Source organism: Paenibacillus sp. FSL H7-0323 (genome assembly GCF_038002725.1).
Lineage (GTDB): Bacteria > Bacillota > Bacilli > Paenibacillales > Paenibacillaceae > Paenibacillus_AQ > Paenibacillus_AQ odorifer.
This window is the reverse complement of the sequence record NZ_JBBODB010000001.1, coordinates 6441214-6460118: the sequence shown is the minus strand read 5'-3', so window position 1 is coordinate 6460118 and position 18905 is coordinate 6441214. Positions and strand designations below refer to the sequence as shown.

At 41.9% G+C, this 18905-nt stretch carries 15 protein-coding genes; all 15 read right to left on the bottom strand.

The features are described 5' to 3' along the window. Positions 1–371 precede the first annotated feature (371 nt). Complete coding sequence (locus MHH89_RS28890; protein WP_036675873.1) at positions 372–1145, bottom strand: SDR family NAD(P)-dependent oxidoreductase; 774 nt, start codon at positions 1143–1145, stop codon at positions 372–374. A 289-nt stretch (positions 1146–1434) separates the two neighbouring features. Beyond that, positions 1435–2697 (bottom strand): HAMP domain-containing sensor histidine kinase, encoded by a 1263-nt coding sequence (locus MHH89_RS28885; RefSeq protein ID WP_341088663.1) that lies wholly within the window; start codon positions 2695–2697, stop codon positions 1435–1437. A 101-nt stretch (positions 2698–2798) separates the two neighbouring features. Further along, positions 2799–3458, bottom strand: a complete 660-nt coding sequence (locus tag MHH89_RS28880) for a response regulator transcription factor (protein ID WP_076125504.1) — start codon at positions 3456–3458, stop codon at positions 2799–2801. Between the two features lie 15 nt (positions 3459–3473). Then, on the bottom strand, positions 3474–4235 hold the full coding sequence (locus tag MHH89_RS28875; protein ID WP_076309629.1) for a lantibiotic immunity ABC transporter MutG family permease subunit: 762 nt from the start codon (positions 4233–4235) through the stop codon (positions 3474–3476). A gap of 2 nt (positions 4236–4237) precedes the next feature. After that, complete coding sequence (locus MHH89_RS28870) at positions 4238–4984, bottom strand: lantibiotic immunity ABC transporter MutE/EpiE family permease subunit (protein WP_341088662.1); 747 nt, start codon at positions 4982–4984, stop codon at positions 4238–4240. Beyond that, entirely contained in the window at positions 4981–5691 is a 711-nt protein-coding gene (locus tag MHH89_RS28865) for a lantibiotic protection ABC transporter ATP-binding protein (protein ID WP_076136283.1), read from the bottom strand. Before MHH89_RS28865 ends, MHH89_RS28870 begins: the two co-directional genes overlap by 4 nt. Before the next feature lie 157 nt (positions 5692–5848). Beyond that, the gene (locus MHH89_RS28860) at positions 5849–8920 is read right to left on the bottom strand and encodes a glycoside hydrolase family 2 TIM barrel-domain containing protein (protein ID WP_341088660.1); all 3072 of its coding nucleotides are present in this window, start codon (positions 8918–8920) and stop codon (positions 5849–5851) included. Between the two features lie 37 nt (positions 8921–8957). Further along, a complete protein-coding gene (locus tag MHH89_RS28855; protein WP_076185385.1) occupies positions 8958–9779 on the bottom strand; it encodes a carbohydrate ABC transporter permease in 822 nt (273 codons plus the stop codon). Then, complete coding sequence (locus tag MHH89_RS28850; RefSeq protein WP_232061505.1) at positions 9779–10591, bottom strand: carbohydrate ABC transporter permease; 813 nt, start codon at positions 10589–10591, stop codon at positions 9779–9781. Before MHH89_RS28850 ends, MHH89_RS28855 begins: the two co-directional genes overlap by 1 nt. A gap of 228 nt (positions 10592–10819) precedes the next feature. Then, positions 10820–12121, bottom strand: coding sequence for an ABC transporter substrate-binding protein (locus MHH89_RS28845; RefSeq protein WP_076125404.1), 1302 nt, complete (start codon positions 12119–12121; stop codon positions 10820–10822). Positions 12122–12305: 184 nt separating this feature from the next. Continuing rightward, positions 12306–14096 (bottom strand): sensor histidine kinase, encoded by a 1791-nt coding sequence (locus MHH89_RS28840; protein WP_076309626.1) that lies wholly within the window; start codon positions 14094–14096, stop codon positions 12306–12308. Beyond that, positions 14093–15652 (bottom strand): response regulator transcription factor, encoded by a 1560-nt coding sequence (locus tag MHH89_RS28835; protein WP_076279539.1) that lies wholly within the window; start codon positions 15650–15652, stop codon positions 14093–14095. Before MHH89_RS28835 ends, MHH89_RS28840 begins: the two co-directional genes overlap by 4 nt. A 239-nt stretch (positions 15653–15891) precedes the next feature. Beyond that, on the bottom strand, positions 15892–16122 hold the full coding sequence (locus MHH89_RS28830) for a hypothetical protein (RefSeq protein ID WP_076125408.1): 231 nt from the start codon (positions 16120–16122) through the stop codon (positions 15892–15894). 6 nt (positions 16123–16128) lie between these two features. Continuing rightward, positions 16129–17352, bottom strand: a complete 1224-nt coding sequence (locus tag MHH89_RS28825) for a Ger(x)C family spore germination protein (protein ID WP_076125410.1) — start codon at positions 17350–17352, stop codon at positions 16129–16131. Then, on the bottom strand, positions 17349–18863 hold the full coding sequence (locus MHH89_RS28820; RefSeq protein WP_076282262.1) for a spore germination protein: 1515 nt from the start codon (positions 18861–18863) through the stop codon (positions 17349–17351). The genes MHH89_RS28825 and MHH89_RS28820 overlap by 4 nt, the downstream gene beginning before the upstream one ends. Between the last annotated feature and the right edge of the window lie 42 nt (positions 18864–18905).

Genomic DNA, 18905 nt, shown 5'->3' with positions numbered 1-18905 from the left:
CAAACTGCCTTGTTTAAATGATGCCATATCGTTACAATCAATAGTTAATGACATCTATTTCCTGTATCGTTTTATTGCAACATCCTTTCTAATATATTTTAACTCATACCTATTACCTATATTATTATCGACAAATTTCTTTTTTTATTTATATTAAAATACAAATTTCTACAAATTCCAACATATCCATGGTTATATTTGCCTTAATTTCATTCACACTTGTGTAATTCCGTTATCGTTTAGAAACAACTAAAAAAGGCTCTGCGTGCGCCTTCCAACTCCAGTCCATTCATCCTACAGGATATTTGAACAGGAATACGCCGCAAAGCCTTCAATACTAGATGCTTATATAAGTAAATTAATCCGTCTAATTACTTAGTTGCGGAGTAGCCCCCGTCAATCACATGTGCTGTACCTGTAATAAATGAAGCCTCATCACTTAGAAGGAAACATGCAAAAGCAGCTACTTCCTCAGGCGTACCATATCTGCCCAAAGCCGTTCCAGAAGCGATAAGAGATTGAAGCATCTCTACATCATCAGACAACAGCTTTTCGTATCTGTTCATGGTTGGTGTAGGAATAGGACCAGGGCAAATAGCATTTACTCTGATATTACGGTGACCCACTTCTTTAGCAACCGATTTAGTCATGCCCACAATGGCGTGTTTACTTGCTGAATAAGCTGCATCATTTGCCATCCCAATAAAAATACCATGCAAGGAGGAACAGTTTAGAACGGAAGCACCGGATTTCATATGTGGTAATGCATAATGCAACATGTAGAATTGGCCATTAAGATTTGTCTGAATCACCTTTTGAAACAATATCGGATCATATTCTGTAACATCCGCATTATCTCCTGTAATTGCTGAGTTATTATAAAGGCAATCAATCTTTCCATAAGCTGCTAAGGTTTGATCTACGATATTTTTGCAGTCTGCTTCAACTGAAACGTCTGACCGCACAAACAGCGCTTCTCCACCTAAAGCTTTGATTTCTTCGACTGTGTTAGCGCCAGCATCTGATCGATTGGCAACTACTACAGTACCACCCTCTCTTGCTACTCTCAATGCTGTAGCTTTTCCGATTCCGGTACCAGCACCCGTAATAATAACTACTTTGTTTTCAAATCTGTTGCTACTCATTATGCGCACCACTTTCTTATGTCTTTTTCAGGAAGAGGATTTGAACCTCATAGACCCTAATGTCACCTGATACAATGTGGATTGGAACATTTTTGCAGAAAAATCGACAAAATTATCCTCTATATGACAACTTTATTGTATTTAATTGTATATAGCAATCAATATTTTAATCTACTTTTCCAACAATTGAGAATTTGGTTTTGATCGTCATAAAAAATACACCCCTTAGAATTTCATCAGATAAACCAGAAGTTTTATCCAATGTTATTCTAAGAGGTGTAATAAACCTCTACCTAACTCCACGAACTGGGACGTCGATTCGAACTTGACCTCCACCCGTGAGGGTAGAATTGCTAATATGCAGACTGCCCTGATGCTGCCTGACAATGGTGTCGGCAATATAAAGTCCCAATCCATAGTGACTTTTGGAGGTACGGCTACTGTTCCCTCGATAAAACTGCTTAAGTGCTGATTGGAGTCCTTCACTCGTAAATCCTGATCCACTGTCTGCTACCGTTATACTCCACCGATCTTGTTTTGCCTCAACCTGCAAATAAATCACACTCTCATACGGGGAATACTCTACCGCATTAGCGAGTACATTCATCACAGCCCGATGAAGTAGCTCATCGTCAATCAACACCTCAGGGGGCAGATTATTGTCCTGGTGAAATTCTATCTGAAGACGCTTAGGGACAACCAACGCATCTAACTGCATACGAATTTGCTGGATAAAGGCATCCGTTGCAACCCATTTAGAGCGGGGAGAAATTTGTTTTCTTGTATTAGAAATCTCAATGAGTGTTGCCATGTATTGTTCGATTTGATCTGCATTTTTGGAAATATACCCTATATATTCTTGCTGATTCTCTGCTAAATCTGAGTCTATCAGCAAATCTGCATTTCCTTGAATAATCGTAAGAGGAGTCTTAATGTCGTGGGCAAGCGCAGAAATCTGCTCTTTTTTCATTTGTTCCAGATTCCATTGCTGTTCTAGTGACTTTTTCAATTCCTCTCTCAGCTGTTCCAGGGATGATAGCACCTCATCAATTTCACTGACCCCAGAATACACGACAGTAAAATCCAAATTTTTAGCTTCAATGTGATGTGCAGCTTCCTGCAAGGAAGCCATTTTTTGACTCAGTCTTCGAGCGAAAAATCCAGAAATCAGAATAACTTCCAGTAACATCAGAACTACAAAAAACAGCAATAGCGTTAATTGCGGATTAGGCAGCGTGTTATGCAGAAAATTTGAGGTGAACTGCGGTACAATTGCATATTGCAGTACGATAACCTCATGCTCCCGCTCAATCACATCGCTGCAGTTTGTACCCATGAGATTGCAACTGCTTTGATTCTTCTGCAATATATCTAGAGCACGTTCTTTAGGAATATTTCCTGAAATATAGTTCTTTTGCTGATCCAATACCGCATATTCCGCTCCCCAAGGGATCATTTCTTCCGTAATTTGTGGCGCACGCTGCAAAACATCCCAAGACTTTGCAATGGATTGCTCGGTATGGTTTGCTGGAACAATCATTCCATACTGCATTAAGAGAGTAAATACCCCTAAACACAGAAATGCCAATAATAGAGTACACGCACCTAATGATAATAAATATTGAATGAAGACTGTACGGAGCCGTATTCGTTTCACACCCATTTGTAACCTATCCCCCAAACGGTTTCAATCGGTGAAACCTCCCTCGCACTCAGCTTACTGCGGATATTTTTCACATGTTCTGTAATAGTTGAGCTATCGCTTTCTCTGTCATAGCCATAAACCGATTCATAAATTTGTTCTTTGGAAAAAACCTGACCTTTATTTCTAGCAAGAAATTCACATATCTGATATTCACTTTTAGTGAGATTTATTTTCTCTTTATCAACAAAAATCTCCTTTGCCGAGAGATTGAATTTCACTCCAGATGCGCTTAACATATGATTTTTCTCTCGATTTTCACGCCGCAAATGAGCGTTCACCCGAGCCTTCAACTCGCCTGCACGAAAAGGCTTCACGATATAGTCGTCTGCACCTACACTAAGTCCAAACATAATATCCGTTTCCATTGATTTAGCTGTAAGAAACAGAATCGGACAGTCTACGATATCCCTGATTTGAGTACAGAGCTCAAAACCATCGATATCTGGCATCATCACGTCCAACAGGATTAAATCAAATGTCGAGTACTCATTCAAAGGCATATGTCGTGCACTTGTTTTTATCGTAACCCTATGGTGATCTTTGCTAAGAATATTATTTACTAGCGCCAAAATATCAGGTTCATCATCTATTATTAAAATATTAGCCAGTGACCTCACTCCTATTTATTCATATGATTTCCTACCCTGAAAGTAATGAAACCATATCAAGCCTAACACTGCCATTACCATTGTACTAATAAGTATAGCAGGTACGGAATGAAGAAGTTGCAGCTTCAATACTTCCGTTTCAATGAGCCTGTTGGGTTGAGCATAAAATAAGGGAAGTTGAATCATCCGCATCGACCAGGCCCACGGTATGTATAACCACACTTTATCGCCTACAATTGTTCCACCTACGATAGCTGCAATTAGCGTACCTGCACTACCCACCGTTAGAGAAAGTCCCATGCCTCCAGCATAACTTAAGACGAGATGAAAGATCATTAAGATTAGAGCAGTGCCTACTACCCAACAAGCTCCTTGCCAGAATATTAGATATTGTATCCGCTCTATATGCAAAATTTTTTTCATGCCCAGTATTAGAATTGATGTTGAACCGAATACGATCCATATCATCGCCAAGATTATGAACCCTAGTTTTCTTATATAACACTTCGGACGTGAAAGAGCACTTAATAGATTATAGAATCCCCCTGCCCCCTCCTCTAAACCACTCATTAAAGCAGAGAATAATCCTATCCCAACAGGCAACCCAAAGGCTATTAATGAAAAATAACCATCATAGATGTGAAGCTGATCCGCACGCTGTGAAAAATACCAAAGTACCATCATCGGATATAGAACAGGAACAAGGAATATCAACCAACGAATTGCAGTGTGCTTAGTCATCAACCATTCAGCTTGTAATAGTCGGAGTATCACCATCTCTATCGCACCTCTCTTCTACTAAACCAGCAGCTAGTTAAGGTGAGGGTCACCAAAAAGAATACCAGCGACACCACAATTCCAGGTAAAATAACCGAAGAGTCTCTTAGAGCATCCTGTGCTGAAAGAGCCACACCATTGGGACGCACACCAACAATGGGACACATTAACCTTAAAGCCCAACTCCACGGAACATAAATCCATGAAGGTTGATCCGCTGCTAGTACACTCACAATCATCCCAAACAGACCTGCAAGAATAGATACTACCGCCCCAAATTGTTCGGCTAAGAATAGATAGATTGGAATCATCCCCAAAGAGGTCAACCAAACAACAATAGCGGCTGTTGTAATTTCAGATAAGGGTGCTGCACCCAAAGGAAACAAAAGACCAGATAGGTACATTACTGCAATAAGAAGCAGCGAAGACAGCAACAAATAATATGACACCACAATTATTTTACTGAGCCAAAGTTTAGCGATACTAATTCCGTGACTGCTTAAGCTACGGTACCCTCCAGCCTTACGATCCTTGTTATTCGATAGTGTAGACAACAAAGCAGATCCTATGGTCATGAATAACAGCGGCCACCAATTAAATACCATTTCCATAAAATAGTGTTCTTCCGTTTGCAGGTTCTGTTGTGTGAAAAATGAAAATAAAAGAAAAAACAGTGGCACCGCAACAATCAATTTTCGCGAAAATGTTCGTTTGAATTTAAGATTTTCGGATAACAGATAGTGGATCATCTTGTTACCTCCTGTCTGTTCCGAGTCACGACTTCCATGAACAATTTCTCCAAATCATCACCAGGATATATTGCATTCTGATACCCTAGAACACCATTACTAATGATCCCAATATGATCGGCAATTTGCTCCACCTCATGAAGAATATGACTCGATAAGATGACGGTAATCCCTTGTGCAGGAAATGAGCGTATAAGCTCACGTAATTCCTGAATCCCAATCGGATCAAGCCCATTTGTCGGTTCATCCAGAATCAAGAGTCTAGGTTGATTTAACAAGGCGATCGCAATCCCGAGACGTTGCTTCATGCCCATAGAGAATTGTCCCGCTCTTTTTTTGCCTGTTGTTGTTAAATCAACAATTTCAAGAACTTCCCGAATCCGAGAATCCGGTAAGTTTAATATTGTCGTATGTACCTTCAAATTTTGGGCAGCAGTCAAATTCCCGTAAAGTGGCGGGGACTCAATCAGCGCTCCAATGTGTAGTAAATCCTTACGTGTCCATGGATGACCGTCAAATAAAATTTGTCCTGACGTCGCTCGAAGAATCCCTGTTATCATTTTTAGAGTCGTCGATTTACCTGCGCCGTTTGGGCCTAACAGTCCATAAATCGAATTAGTTTTTACGGTTATGCTGATATCATTAACCGCACGCTGCCCCCTGAAACTCTTGGATAAATTATTAGTTTGTAAAATATACTCTCCCATCCTATATCATCCTCTCATTTGCTATACGTTGATCATATATAGCAAATCTAAGGACTTTATAAGGTTTTACTGAGCTCAAATTATAAGGAATTATAACGAGCATAAAAAAAGCTCGGTTCAAATTTAACATTGAACCGAGCCTGTTGAATTTTTATCATCATGCTCTGCGAATTGTAAATTCAAAATCCATATCTAAGGATGGATTGATTTGATATTCATCAAGAACTGGAGCTCCCCAGCTGTCATCCCCGCCTACGCCCATTTGACGTCCAGCAATGGTAACAACGGTATAGTGAACGTTCGGCAGCTCATAATGATGTGTCGCATTCTCCAGCTCCATTGCCGAGTAAGGCGAGATATTGGCTTCAACAGGGGCTGTAGCTGGTGCCGATATTATAATGCCTTGACCATAATCGTTCTTAATGGATACTTCGCGCACACCTGTGCGGTTGCCCGATTCCTGCGGCACCAAATAGGACGACACATTATCCACCGCATGATTCTGGAAGCGACACAATCTTGCTCCACACGCACGGTCGATATAATTTTCTTCCGGCCCATTTGCATACCAATTCAGCTGGTGATAATCCGCTGGCACCTTAAAGCTTAAAGCGAAGAGTGGAAGCTTTGGTAAACCCGCTGCTCCATGGTAGCTTGATTTCACCTGTATGCTTCCATTGGAGAACACTGTGTAAGTTACACGTACACGTACCTCCTCTGATACACTAAGCTTATACACGTAAGTCACGGTCGCACGATCTTTCTCCTCCACGAGCTCGAAGCTTAACGTTCTACGGGTCAAGCTTGCTGCATACCAAGGGGAAGAGTCGAAATGCATTCCTGCCCCCTTATCATTGTCTGTCATTGCTCTCCAGAAGAGTGGTGCCGGCGGTGAAGAGATCATTTCCTGTCCTGAATATTTAACAGAAATTAATGTACCCGCCTGCTTTGAGAACATTACGGAGAAGTCACGACCATGTACACCAATATTCACATCTCCTTCAACCACGCGAAAATCATTCACGACAGATGTTATTTTAGCATCTGTTAAAGACTCCTCGGCTGACGTATTGGCCACTTGAAAAACATGCTGGCCAAAAGCGATTTCATAACCGCTATTCGCCCATAATGAATCTTCCTTCAGGACAAGTGAAACATCCAAGCTATACTCGCCAGACTGATTCTTGATATCGGGCAGATCAACTTCTACATATTTTTCCTCGCCCGGATTAACCTGAGCGAATACAGTTCCACGCTGGATGACCCTACCCTCATAGTTCAGAGCGTATTGTAATTCATAAGCATCCAAGCCCACAAATAAGTTTTCATTTCTGATTGTAAACCCCTGACTGTCCGGGACCAGCTTGACGTTCTGATACAGAAATTTCACTTCCTGCATTTTTGGCGACCATCTCCGATCCGCATACACAATTCCGTTACCGGAGAAGTTGTAATCGGTTGAACGGTCATCAAAGTCTCCTCCATAAGCCATGAAGGGCTTACCGTATCGATCATTTTTTATAATCACCTGATCCATATAATCCCAGATAAATCCACCCTGATACATTGGATACTTCTGCTCCAGCTCTGTGTATTTATGCAGTCCCCCGACGGAATTACCCATCGCATGCATGTATTCACAGCTAATATATGGCTTTAACGGATCTTCTGTTAAATACCTTTCGATATCTGCTGCTTTCGCATACATGCGGCTTTCCATATCGCTCGAATCATCATATTCACGGTTATGGAACACCCCTTCATAATGAACCAAACGAGTAGGATCCTTCTCTCGAAAATAATTGGCTACGTTCAGAATTACTTCTCCTGCAAAAGATTCGTTCCCACAGGACCAAATTAGAATGGAGGGATGGTTTTTGTCTCTCTCTACCATGGAAATCGCACGATCCATCACGATATCCTGCCATTCAGGCTTATTGCCGGGGATGTTCCAAGACGGCTCAACTGCCCCCATTTTCTGCCATGATCCATGCGACTCTAAATTCATCTCGTCAATGACATAGACTCCGTATTCATCACACAACTCATACCAGAGTGTCATATTCGGATAGTGCGAGGTCCGCACAGCGTTGATGTTCGCCTGCTTTAAGGTTTTTATGTCCCACAGCATATCTTCTTTTGTAATGCTGCGTCCAAAGCGCGGATTAAACTCATGTCGGTTGACACCTTTAAATACAATACGTTTGCCGTTTAAGTGCATAATCTTATCTATCATTTCGAATTTCCGAAAACCAATTTTTTGCGGCACAACTTCTACAAGATCCCCGGATGCGTTGTAAACAGAGACGTAAAGGGTATACAGATTAGGAGCTTCTGCGCTCCACAGCTGCACCTTTGTTGCCGCAAGCGTAAGCGAAAGGGAATCTCCTGAAACTTCACTTTCCCCACTAGCCACAAGATTACCTGCTCTATCCTTTAGCTCAAGGAGCACTTTTGAGGCAGACTTACCTATCAATTGCATGACAGCCGTCAGCGTTCCTTGCTCAAACTTTTCATCCAAATCGGTTTGAACGTGGAGATCCCGCACATGAACATCCGGCACGGTGTATAGATACACCTCACGAAAGATTCCCGAAAAGCGCCAGAAGTCCTGATCCTCCAACCAACTCCCCGTGCTGCGCTGATAGACTTCGACCGCCAGCTTATTTTCACCTTCCGTCAAGTACGATGTTAAATCAAATTCACTCGGTGTAAAGCTATCTTCGCTATAGCCAACAAATTCCCCGTTTAGCCATATATAAAAAGCCGATTCAACTCCTTGAAAAGATATATACACCGGACGTTGCTCCCAGCCCGCAGGAACTTCAAAATATTTGACATAGCTGCCTACAGGATTGTGGTCCTCAGAGATCATTGGAGGTCTAAGATGCTCATGACCGTCCCATGGATACATCGTATTCACGTACTGTGGCTGCCCATAACCCTGAAGTTGGATATGACCGGGAACTTTAATATCCTTCCAGCCTCTGCAAGACACGTTCTCCTTATAAAAATGAACCTGTCGTTCCATGGCATTTTGGGCATAGCTAAATTTCCAGCTGCCGTTCAGGCTGTGGCGCCAGGGCATTTCTCCAAGCGCTTCGGCTTCATTTTTCGTTTGGTAATATCGATGGTCAGAATGCGCGTGCACTCTGCCTATTGCATAAATGGAAGGGTCTGATAACCATTCCAGACTTGGAGTGAGGTTTCGTTCAACCTGCTGCATCATCTATATATCCTCCTCTATTCATAACATGATCGCTAACTTATTTAACCGAACCCGTCATCCCAGCTACAAATTGCTTTTGCATCATGAAGAACACTAGTGCTGTCGGCAAGGTCGTAATGACAATCGCAGACATGATCAGACCATAGTCAGGGGCATAACCTGAACCTAGATTCGAGATAAGAAGGGGCACAGTCATATTTTCTGGTGATTGCAATACGATCAAAGGCCACAGATAATTGTTCCAGCTGTTTAAAAATGTGATAATCGCAGCGGCGGCGTAAGTTGATTTCATCGTTGGCATATAAATGCGGAAGAACAAACCAAATTCCGAAAGACCATCGATGCGCCCAGCCTCCATCATATCCTTAGGAAACATTTTTGTACTTTGACGAAAGAAGAAAATTAGAAATGCTGTTGTAAATGTCGGAAGAATGACCGCCGATGCTGTATCGATGCCCAGAAAAGGCACTACACTAGATACTTTTGCGAACATTTGAAATAGAGGTACCATGATCGCCGCAAATGGAATCATCATTGAAGCAAGTAAAATATTGAATACGATATCTTTACTCCGGCTGCGGTACATTTCAAAACCATATCCAGCCGCCGATGCGACTAGCAGTGAAAGCACAGTAGTCACCACAGAGATTTTTGCAGAGTTCCAGAGAGCCTGCCACATATCCACTGAACTAAAAAGATTGTTTATATTTTTCACTAAATGTGCACCCGGCAACAATGTTCCTTTGGTTACATCAACCGACTGGTTCGTGGCGCTTATAACCATCCAGATAAATGGAAAGATAGAGATCAGCGCAGCGATGATTAGAAAAACGTAAGTAAACATGCGTTTGGTTTTCATTATCTCTTATCCCCTCCTACTTTGTTCTGAATAAGCGTCAGAATGAGCACCATTACAACAATCGAATAGGAGACAGTTGCAGCATATCCAAAGTTAGGTGTGTATTCAAAGGAAAGGTTATAAATATATTGGGAAATCGACATGGTTGCATTGCCGGGTCCACCTTTCGTGATGTTAACCACCTCGTCAAACAACTGAAGGGTACCAATGGTCGATGTGATCGTCGTGAACAAGATAATCGGCTTCAATAGGGGAATTGTAATTTTGAAAAATTGTGTAAATGCACTCGCACCATCTATATGAGCAGCCTCATATATTGATTTGTCGACATTTTGCAGTGAGGACAAATAGAAAATCATATTATAGCCAGTAAAGCGCCAAGTAATAGCGATAATGATAGTGACTTTGGCCCAGAAGGGGTCAGTAATCCATTGAATCGGTTCGCTGATTAGATGCAGATTCACCAGAAATTTATTGACGATACCTTCGGCTCCAAACATGTACTTGAAAACAACGGAGTACGCTACAAGTGAAGTTACCGTTGGCAGAAATATGGCCGTTCTGAAAAACCCTTTAAATTTCAGTCTTTCGTCATTTAGCAGCACAGCGATAAAGAGCGCTAGCACCAGCATAACTGGGACCTGAATAATCAAGTAAATAAAAGTGTTTTTGACGGCTGTAAGGAAAGTGGTGTCGCTAAACAGCCGAATATAGTTATCAAGGCCGGTAAAATGAAGATTGTTGCCTCTACCTGTCTTGAAGGATAGAATTAAGGCTTGAATCATTGGATAGAAATAGAAAATACTGATCATAATTACCGGCACAATAACGAATAACCAACCTGTCAGATGGATCTGCCGTTGACCCTTAGAGCTTTTATGTCTTTGAGAGCTTAGCCCTGGCTTTACATTTTCCACTCCACTTCACACCCTTCTGTCTGATTTATTAGAGATGAAAGCCCCTGCTACCCATCCTTCTGTAGAAATCCAATTTACAGGAGAAGTAGAAGCAAGGGCTTAGATTGTACAGCCTAAGTGTGATTAGCGAACTTGGGTATCTGCTTGCTTCTGGGCATCTTTCAGAACAGTATCTACATCTTTTCCACCAAGATAAGATTGCACTGCTACAACCATAATGTCCTCTATTGCGTAAGTGTTCATGCCGTAGTTGACGTTAGGGATTTGCTCGGTCCATGCCGCAAAATCTGATACAACCTTTTGACCTTTGAAAAATTCATCCGCTGCTGAATAAGCTTCTCCGCTTGCCGCAGCTTTTAAAGTGCCGATAACACCAACTTTTGTATTCAACGTCTGATACAAATCAGCATCAGAAGCAAATGTTTTTGCAAGGAACTCCGCAGCGGCTTCTTTACCATCTACATTCATTACATACCAGGAGCTGCCCCCAAGGTTAGATGCATGGACGGAGCCTGCTGTTGCTGCCAGCTTAGGAAGTGGAGCTACTGCCCACTTACCGGATTGGGAAGCTTCGGCTTTAATTGAAGGGGTAATCCAGTTACCCGTCGGCACGGTTGCCACTTCACCACTATTAAATGCGCCTACAAATTGGCTCCAGTCTGAGTTAACTTTCACGATGCCGGAATCCATCATTTCTTTGTACAATACAAGTGCCTCTTTCAAAGCAGCGTTGTCTGCAATGGTCGGAGTCTGACCGTCTTCACCTGTATACCATGCACCCGCCGATTGAATCATGACCCGGATAAGTCCAAGATCATTGGGATCCAGTGTGATCATGCTTTTGCCGGTTTTTTCTTTTACAGCTTTACCGATCTCGATATATTGCTTCCAGTCGATATCCTGTAGTGCATCCAGGCTGTAGCCTGCTTGCTCAAGATAGTCTGTCCGTACATACATTCCAGTCACACCAGAATCAAACGGAACACCGTATTGCTTGCCGTCAACACTGGTCGGGCCAATCTTATAATCCGCAAAATCAGCGGCTTTTACAACATCAGTCAATTCATAAAAGGAATCCGGATACGCTTGTAAAAAGCTTTGCGCACGGTAATCCTCGATCAATACAATGTTAGGAAGACCCTTCGTAGATCCAGAGTTCAGCCCTGTGTTCAGCTTTTGCACGATATCAGCCTGCGCGTTCTCTACGACGTTTACCGTTATGTCTGGATTGACTTTCGCATAAGCTTCTTTGGCAACATTCATGGCTGCAATGTTAAACGCTGGGTCCCAAGCCCAAACTGTGATTTCTTGTGGCTTACTGCTACCTTCGCTTCCGGAGTTGCCCGTTTCGTTTTTCGTTCCACCTGAGGAACATGCCGAAAGTAGAACCACACTAGCCAGCATCACGGATAATAATTTTTTCACTTCGTAACCCCCTTGTTAATCTGTAAAATAATAAAGATGGAAGCGTTTTCTCTGCTACAATTCCATATTATCATTTTGTATTCGCTTTCTTTGGCAGTATCTTTGTTAGCTTTGGTGTTATTATTGGATTCTATTTTCCCTCTGAGATCGACACTGGTACTAATTTTAGATTTTTGTAAATTTTTTAGCCTTTTAACAATGGAAGCGTAATTATGATCTTCGTACCTTCATTTCGTTTGCTTGTAATGTTAATACCGTAACTCTCTCCGTACAGCAATTTGATTCTGTCATCCACATTCCGTATACCGATCCCGGAGAACAATTGGCGTTTGTGCTTCGAGGCTGGCAACTGTTCTTCTTTCAGAAAATTAGGATCAAGGTCCATCCCGTCACCATTATCTACAACTTCACATACAAGCTGATCTTCCTGAACAGCGATCATGATTAGAATTCTTCCCTCATCTTTAAGATTGAATGCATGAAAGAACGCATTTTCGATAAAAGGCTGCAGAATTAGCTTTGGCATATGATAATCCAAGCTTTCAGGCTCCACAAAATAATTCACGCGGATCTTCTCGCCGTACCTTACATGATTGATATATACATAATGCTTCAGCGATTCTAATTCCTGACTAACAGGTATAGTGGATTGAACATCACTGACAGTATTTTGCAGGAGTGAGATTAGCGAATTTATCGTGCCAGCTGCTTTTTCTTTGTTGCCCTGTTGCACCAGAAATTTGATAGAAGCCAGTGTATTGTATAAAAAATGGGGATTGATCTGCATTTGAAGGGCGGCCAGCTCCGCATTACGCTGCTGCTTCTGGGTCTCCATCAACCGATCAACATAATCATGTAGGGAATCAAGCATAAAATTAAAGGCATTGCCTAGCTCCTTAACTTCATAACTACTAGTAGCGACATCCACGTGGTTATCGAATCCCCCCTTAGGAATACTCGACATCTGTTCAACGAGTACACGCAGGGACTTCGTCATTTTCCTTGTAATTAAAAATACAATAATAAGCGAAATGGCTACGATAGCCATGATCGTCAACGACACTGCTTTGGCATTAACCATCTGCCCGGTCACAGCTTTTTTATCGATCAGATTCACCAAATAAACATCAAATTCAGGCAAGTATTCCGAGAATACTACCCGTTCATTCCCCATCACATAGACAGATTCTCCATTGTCTCCTGTGCTCTGTTCATCAACTACTTCTTGAAGCAGCTGTTGATCGTTCAGTCCAATCAGCTCTGTCCTGTTGCTGGATACAATTTGCCCTTTTGCATTCAGCAACACAACATCATTACCTTCACTCGTAAAATTGGCATAGAAGGCCTTGAAATCGCTATCACGAATTGCAATGTACATAGTGCCATAGATACTGCCGGTCGAATGATCAAATAGAGCTTTAGAAGCCACTAACATGATCTCTTTCTTATGGGTTTGACCATCCTCTTTTTGATAAAGCTGGTACAGAATTTGCTGCGGATGAGCCACTGTCTCTTTCGTAATCGGGTGGTTCTTCAATTCTTCAGCAGTAGCAGACCAATACCAAGGGTCAGTTGAGTAACTTCTGCCATTCGCACCTACAATCATAATCCCCACATCAAAAGCACTGAGGTTGGAGCGGACTGCCCGCATGCTTTCTGTCATCTGGTAGGTTTTGATAGCGAGTGTCAATGAATCCGTCTCTCCCCCAGACAAATAGCTGCGGATGGCACCTTTCTGAGCTGTCATTGTAGCACCCGTAGCTACAACGTTGTTGTAGGACTCCAAGTTTGTCTTCATCTGATTTAGTAGTTTGCCATTCGTTATGCTGAAGGTCTTTAAGAATAAATTTTCTGACATACGGATGGTAATAGACAAAGTCAGCAGGGATACAGCAACAATGCTTATGAGGGTCACTAGAAAAAGCTTGAGAAATAGGCCCTGCTTTCTAATCTTGTTAATGATAGTTCCAATCATGGTCGCTCTACGTCCCGTCTTCGGTACTGGCTCGGAGAAATACCAGCCTGTTTCTTAAACACTTTAGTAAAATAACTCTGATCCGAATACCCCACACTAGCGCTGATATCAGAAATTGTTTTTTCCGTCGTCACGAGTAATTCCATAGCTTTCTCCAACCGGACCTTGTTCAAATATTCATTAAATCCTTCACCATTCTGAGCAGTGAAATGGCTCGATAAATAAGAAGCGTTGAAATGAAACTGCCGTGCAACCCCAGTCAACGTGATGGGATCAGCGTAATGAGTCTGAATGTATTCAAGCAATCGGGTCATATTGGGATTGATCGTTAGGTTCGTCTCACCAATCGCACGTTCAGCTTCGCGAATAAAGGCTTCAGCAACAGCAATTGCGTCTCCGGCATACATCGCTTCATCTATTTTTCGAAAGAAGTCGTATTTGGATGCCTCCAAGCCTCCAGTCTCGTACTTCATTTTTCCAAGTGTGGTCGCTACGTTAAATATGAAATTCCCCAATAACGATTTGAATTCGAAAATATCGGTCCTATAATCCATCGAACGGAGATGAACATATTCCAGAAATCCAGTAAATGCCTTCTGGTATTGCTTACGTTTCAGTTGTTCCATTAATTCGCCCATATCATATTCCTGATAGGCTCTCGGAAGGCTGGGCAAATGATCGTTTTCAATTAAGCTTCGATCCGGCAAGTAGAAACTGTATCGTGTAAGCTTTAAATAATTGTCTCGATAAATCTCTCCCAGCTTATTAAAATCCGTAAAGCTTTGGCTGATAACGAAATGTGTTTCTCTCGCCCAATGATCCATTTCCGAGACCAGATATCGGAGCTCTATAACAAGCTCATCCCACTGTTCCGGGTTTGCATTAAGCAAATAAATAACCGAATCATTGACAAACTTCAGCCGAATAAACACTGTATCACCCAAAGGGAGCGTACTAAGCCCCTTTTCTATTTTCTGTGTGAAAGTTAACCTGTCCCCAGAATCTTTAATATGTCTCATATCCGCTCCGAAGAAAGCGAATAGTGGGTGTGGAAACTTCGCATGAAGCAAAGCAGGTTCAAGCCCAGACTCATATCCGGTCATAAGCTTCTCGATAACTAGCAAAATTTGCTTTTCGCCAGGTTCCGTTCCTTGATCGGACATCTCCATCCCTACCAATTTAGCAGTGGTTTTATTTAGGATGGATAACAAATAGTCAGCTTCCAGCTTTGGCTTCAGAATGTAGTCCGCTACCCCACTTTGAAATGTGGATCGGACATAATCGTATTCACTGAAACTACTTAAGACGATTACTTCAATATGAGGGTATTTCTCCTTAACAATCTTAACCAGTTTCTCTCCGCCCATTATTGGCATAACAATATCTGTAATGATGATATGTGGGCTGACCTCATCCATCATATTTAGTGCTTCAAGACCGTTAGCAGCCTCACCAACAATTCGATACCCTTCATTCTCCCAATCCAAAAGATGTTTGATTCCTTGTCTTACTAGCATCTCGTCATCAACAATCATAATTTTGAATATTGGTTTCATTTCTTCCCCCTTGTAACCGTTTTCTTTCCATTTGTTAGTATACAATACATCCAACAAGGAGCAAGCTTCTAGACAAGTAAAGCCGTAAGCTTACTTAAAAATTGTTCATTCCAAATCATATGCCCCACTGACAAATATGGTCAACCTCTCATTTTTCATCCCATGAAATATTCTTAAATTTAAGGAAAAAACTTCTAGATGATGCAACAAAAAAAGCTGCGATATTTGCAGCTTCTTTGTTAATGAAACAATAATCCAAATAAATTATTTATTGGCTTATAGATAAAAATAATAAGAAACAGCGGACTGGGGATGTTCAATTTTAACAACGAGCAGAAGGTCGCACCAAGACCCAAAATCCAAAAAATAAAATATACGCTAAGATCACGCACTCGGCGCTTTCGCATTAATTTAGGCAAATCAAGTGCCATACAACCTACAGCAATCACCGAGAATAACAGTACTAGCATCTGACTTCACTCCTTGATTTTTTCAAGAAAAGAATTATCTGTGAGACCCACGCGGTTAATAACTGCTGAGGCTTTGTAATGGATGGGCAATGATTTAAGGTAATCGTCCCCCTTTTGTTGCTGCAGCTTTGCCCAAGCTTTAGGGCTGGCATGGTAGATCGATTGTCCGAATCCCATAATATCAACATTGAAACGATCATTTACATGCTCCACAGTTTTTTGCATCCGCTCTATAATCCGCTCCTCTGTTTCCTTTTCCAAACGTTTTATAGTGCTTTCCGATTCCAAATTTTCTACACTTTGCACTTCTTCAATATTGCAAAGCGTCTTAACACTAAGGTAAATATGCGGCTCCCCATTAATGATTTTCACTTTGCGTTTAGTTGTAGCCTGGATCGCTTCGATTACAATGGGCTTTCCGTCTTCCCCTGCGATCGGGCCAGAATGTGCGGTTACCTTATCGTTGATATAATTGTAACCAATCGTTTCTCCCTCGGTTAGCCAACCGATCAACTTGTCTTTTTTGAACACAGCTACAGTATGGTATTCCAATCTTGCCTTAGGCATTGTTCGCTCTACATTGCTTTTGTCCTCTCCATCTTTGGGATCGCCTATAATTTTCACTCCGGTTAGCACAGGATTCTCGCCTTCAGACAATAAATTCTCAATAAAATCATCCAGCGTGACAGCGACTGTTTTTGCTGAATCTTTATAAGAATTATCCAAGGAACTAAATAATTTGTTCGCTGGTAATTTATCCATAGGTGTAAGGACATTCAAGACATTGCTGGCGGTTGTATCTCTGGCAACCATAACGTAGAAATCCATCCGGGGTTCCCGACTTCTTTTAAATACATCCAGTATCTCACCCACTCCGGTGCGGGCAAGCTCCTCCCCAATCACCAACACCCGGATATGACCGAGATAACTTGACCTAGAGCTATCCAGATTCAGCTTACGCAGCGCATCATAAAACGTAGGTACAGTAAATTTATATACAACCACTGGGACTCCACTGCCTCCCCCTCCTCCATTCGTTTGGGAGGAAATCGCAGATGGAATAACGACCTGCATCGAAACGGTATAACCTTTTTCTGCCTTGTCAATCCCTATCCCCAAGACAAAAGCTATCTCATTCAGCTCATTTCTTTCCCAACAGCCGCTTAGCACTAACGTAAATTGGAGGGCTATCATTAATCGAAGAACGCCTCTAACTAATTTTTTATTCATTTTGTTGGTTCCTTATCACTGGATGTGCTTTGACGAAACAGGTTCTGCGTCTTATTCTCAGCAGGCCTTGTCTTTAAAAACGGCCACGGAAAGCGAAAAATAGAGTCTTTTAAATCTTTGGAATTATACGGTCCGAGCGGACTCATATAAGGCATTCCGAAAGAACGCAGACTCGACAAATGCAATACGATGATGAAAATACCGAAGAGAATTCCATATAATCCGATAAATCCGGCCAAAGCTATAAGCACAAAACGGATCATCCGCGCAGCAATAGACATTCCTGTCTCCGGAATAACAAAACTAGAAATGGCTGTTAGCGATACAATAATGACCATTGCGGATGAAATAAAACCCGCTGCTACCGCGGCTTGTCCTATCACCAGCGTTCCGACAATGGAAATCGCCTGACCAATATTTTTGGGTATCCGCACCCCGGCCTCCCGCAAAATTTCATAAGTCATTTCCATGATCAGTGCCTCAATAAAAGCAGGAAAAGGAACACTCTCCCGCTGGGCAGCTAAACTGATTACAAGATTGGTCGGTATCATCTCTTGGTGATAAGTAGTAATCGCAACATACAATGAAGGGGCAAGCAAAGTAATAAAAAATGAAATAAAACGAACTAATCTCAGCAATGTTCCAATATCAGCTCTTTGGTAATAATCCTCAGCTGACTGGAAAAATGCCACAAAAAATGTGGGCACCAACAGTACAAAAGGAGTTCCATCAACAAGAATGGCCACTTTTCCTTCCAAAATACCCGCTGCAATCGTATCTGGACGATCACTGTTGTATACGGTAGGAAAAGGTGTAACTGCCGTCTCTTGAATAAACTCTTCAATATATCCACTCTCGAGAATACTGTCCGTATCTATTTTATTCAGACGGCGCTTTACCTCTTGTACCAGTTCCTTATTCGCGATGTTACTTAGATACATAATGGATACGCTGGTTTGAGTCACCCTTCCGATCTGAACGGTTTCCAGCCATAAATGGCTATCTTTGATTTTTCGCCGAACCAGTGCCGTATTCGTCCGTAAATTCTCAGTGAATCCTTCCATTGGACCCCGAACAACCGACTGTGAGCTAGGCTCCCCTACATTACGATCTTCCCAGCCTGGTAAGCCGATCCGCAGAGCGCTGGATAACCCGTCAAGCAGCAGCATTATATTACCGGACAATAAATGATGAATAAATTGGCTGTAATCGTCAATGACGGCTATATCGCCGGCTATTAATATCTGTTTCTTAATCATCTCAAACTTCTGTTCAGGAGAAAGCCCCCTCAGCTGTTCATAAGGAATGTGTTCCTGCAAGGAATACAAAATTGAATTATGCAGCACCTGAGTATCCACAAGACCATCTATGTAAACCAAAGAAATATGAGTGTTTTCTTCTATCTGCAACTCTTTTATGACTACATCAGAGCTTTCACCCATCAATTGGTACAAATTAGCAATATTAACTTCCAACCGGCTTGATAATGTACCAATCTCCGTATCTTTCATGATGCAACCTCCACTTCTCCATAGATAGATGAGTATAGTTTG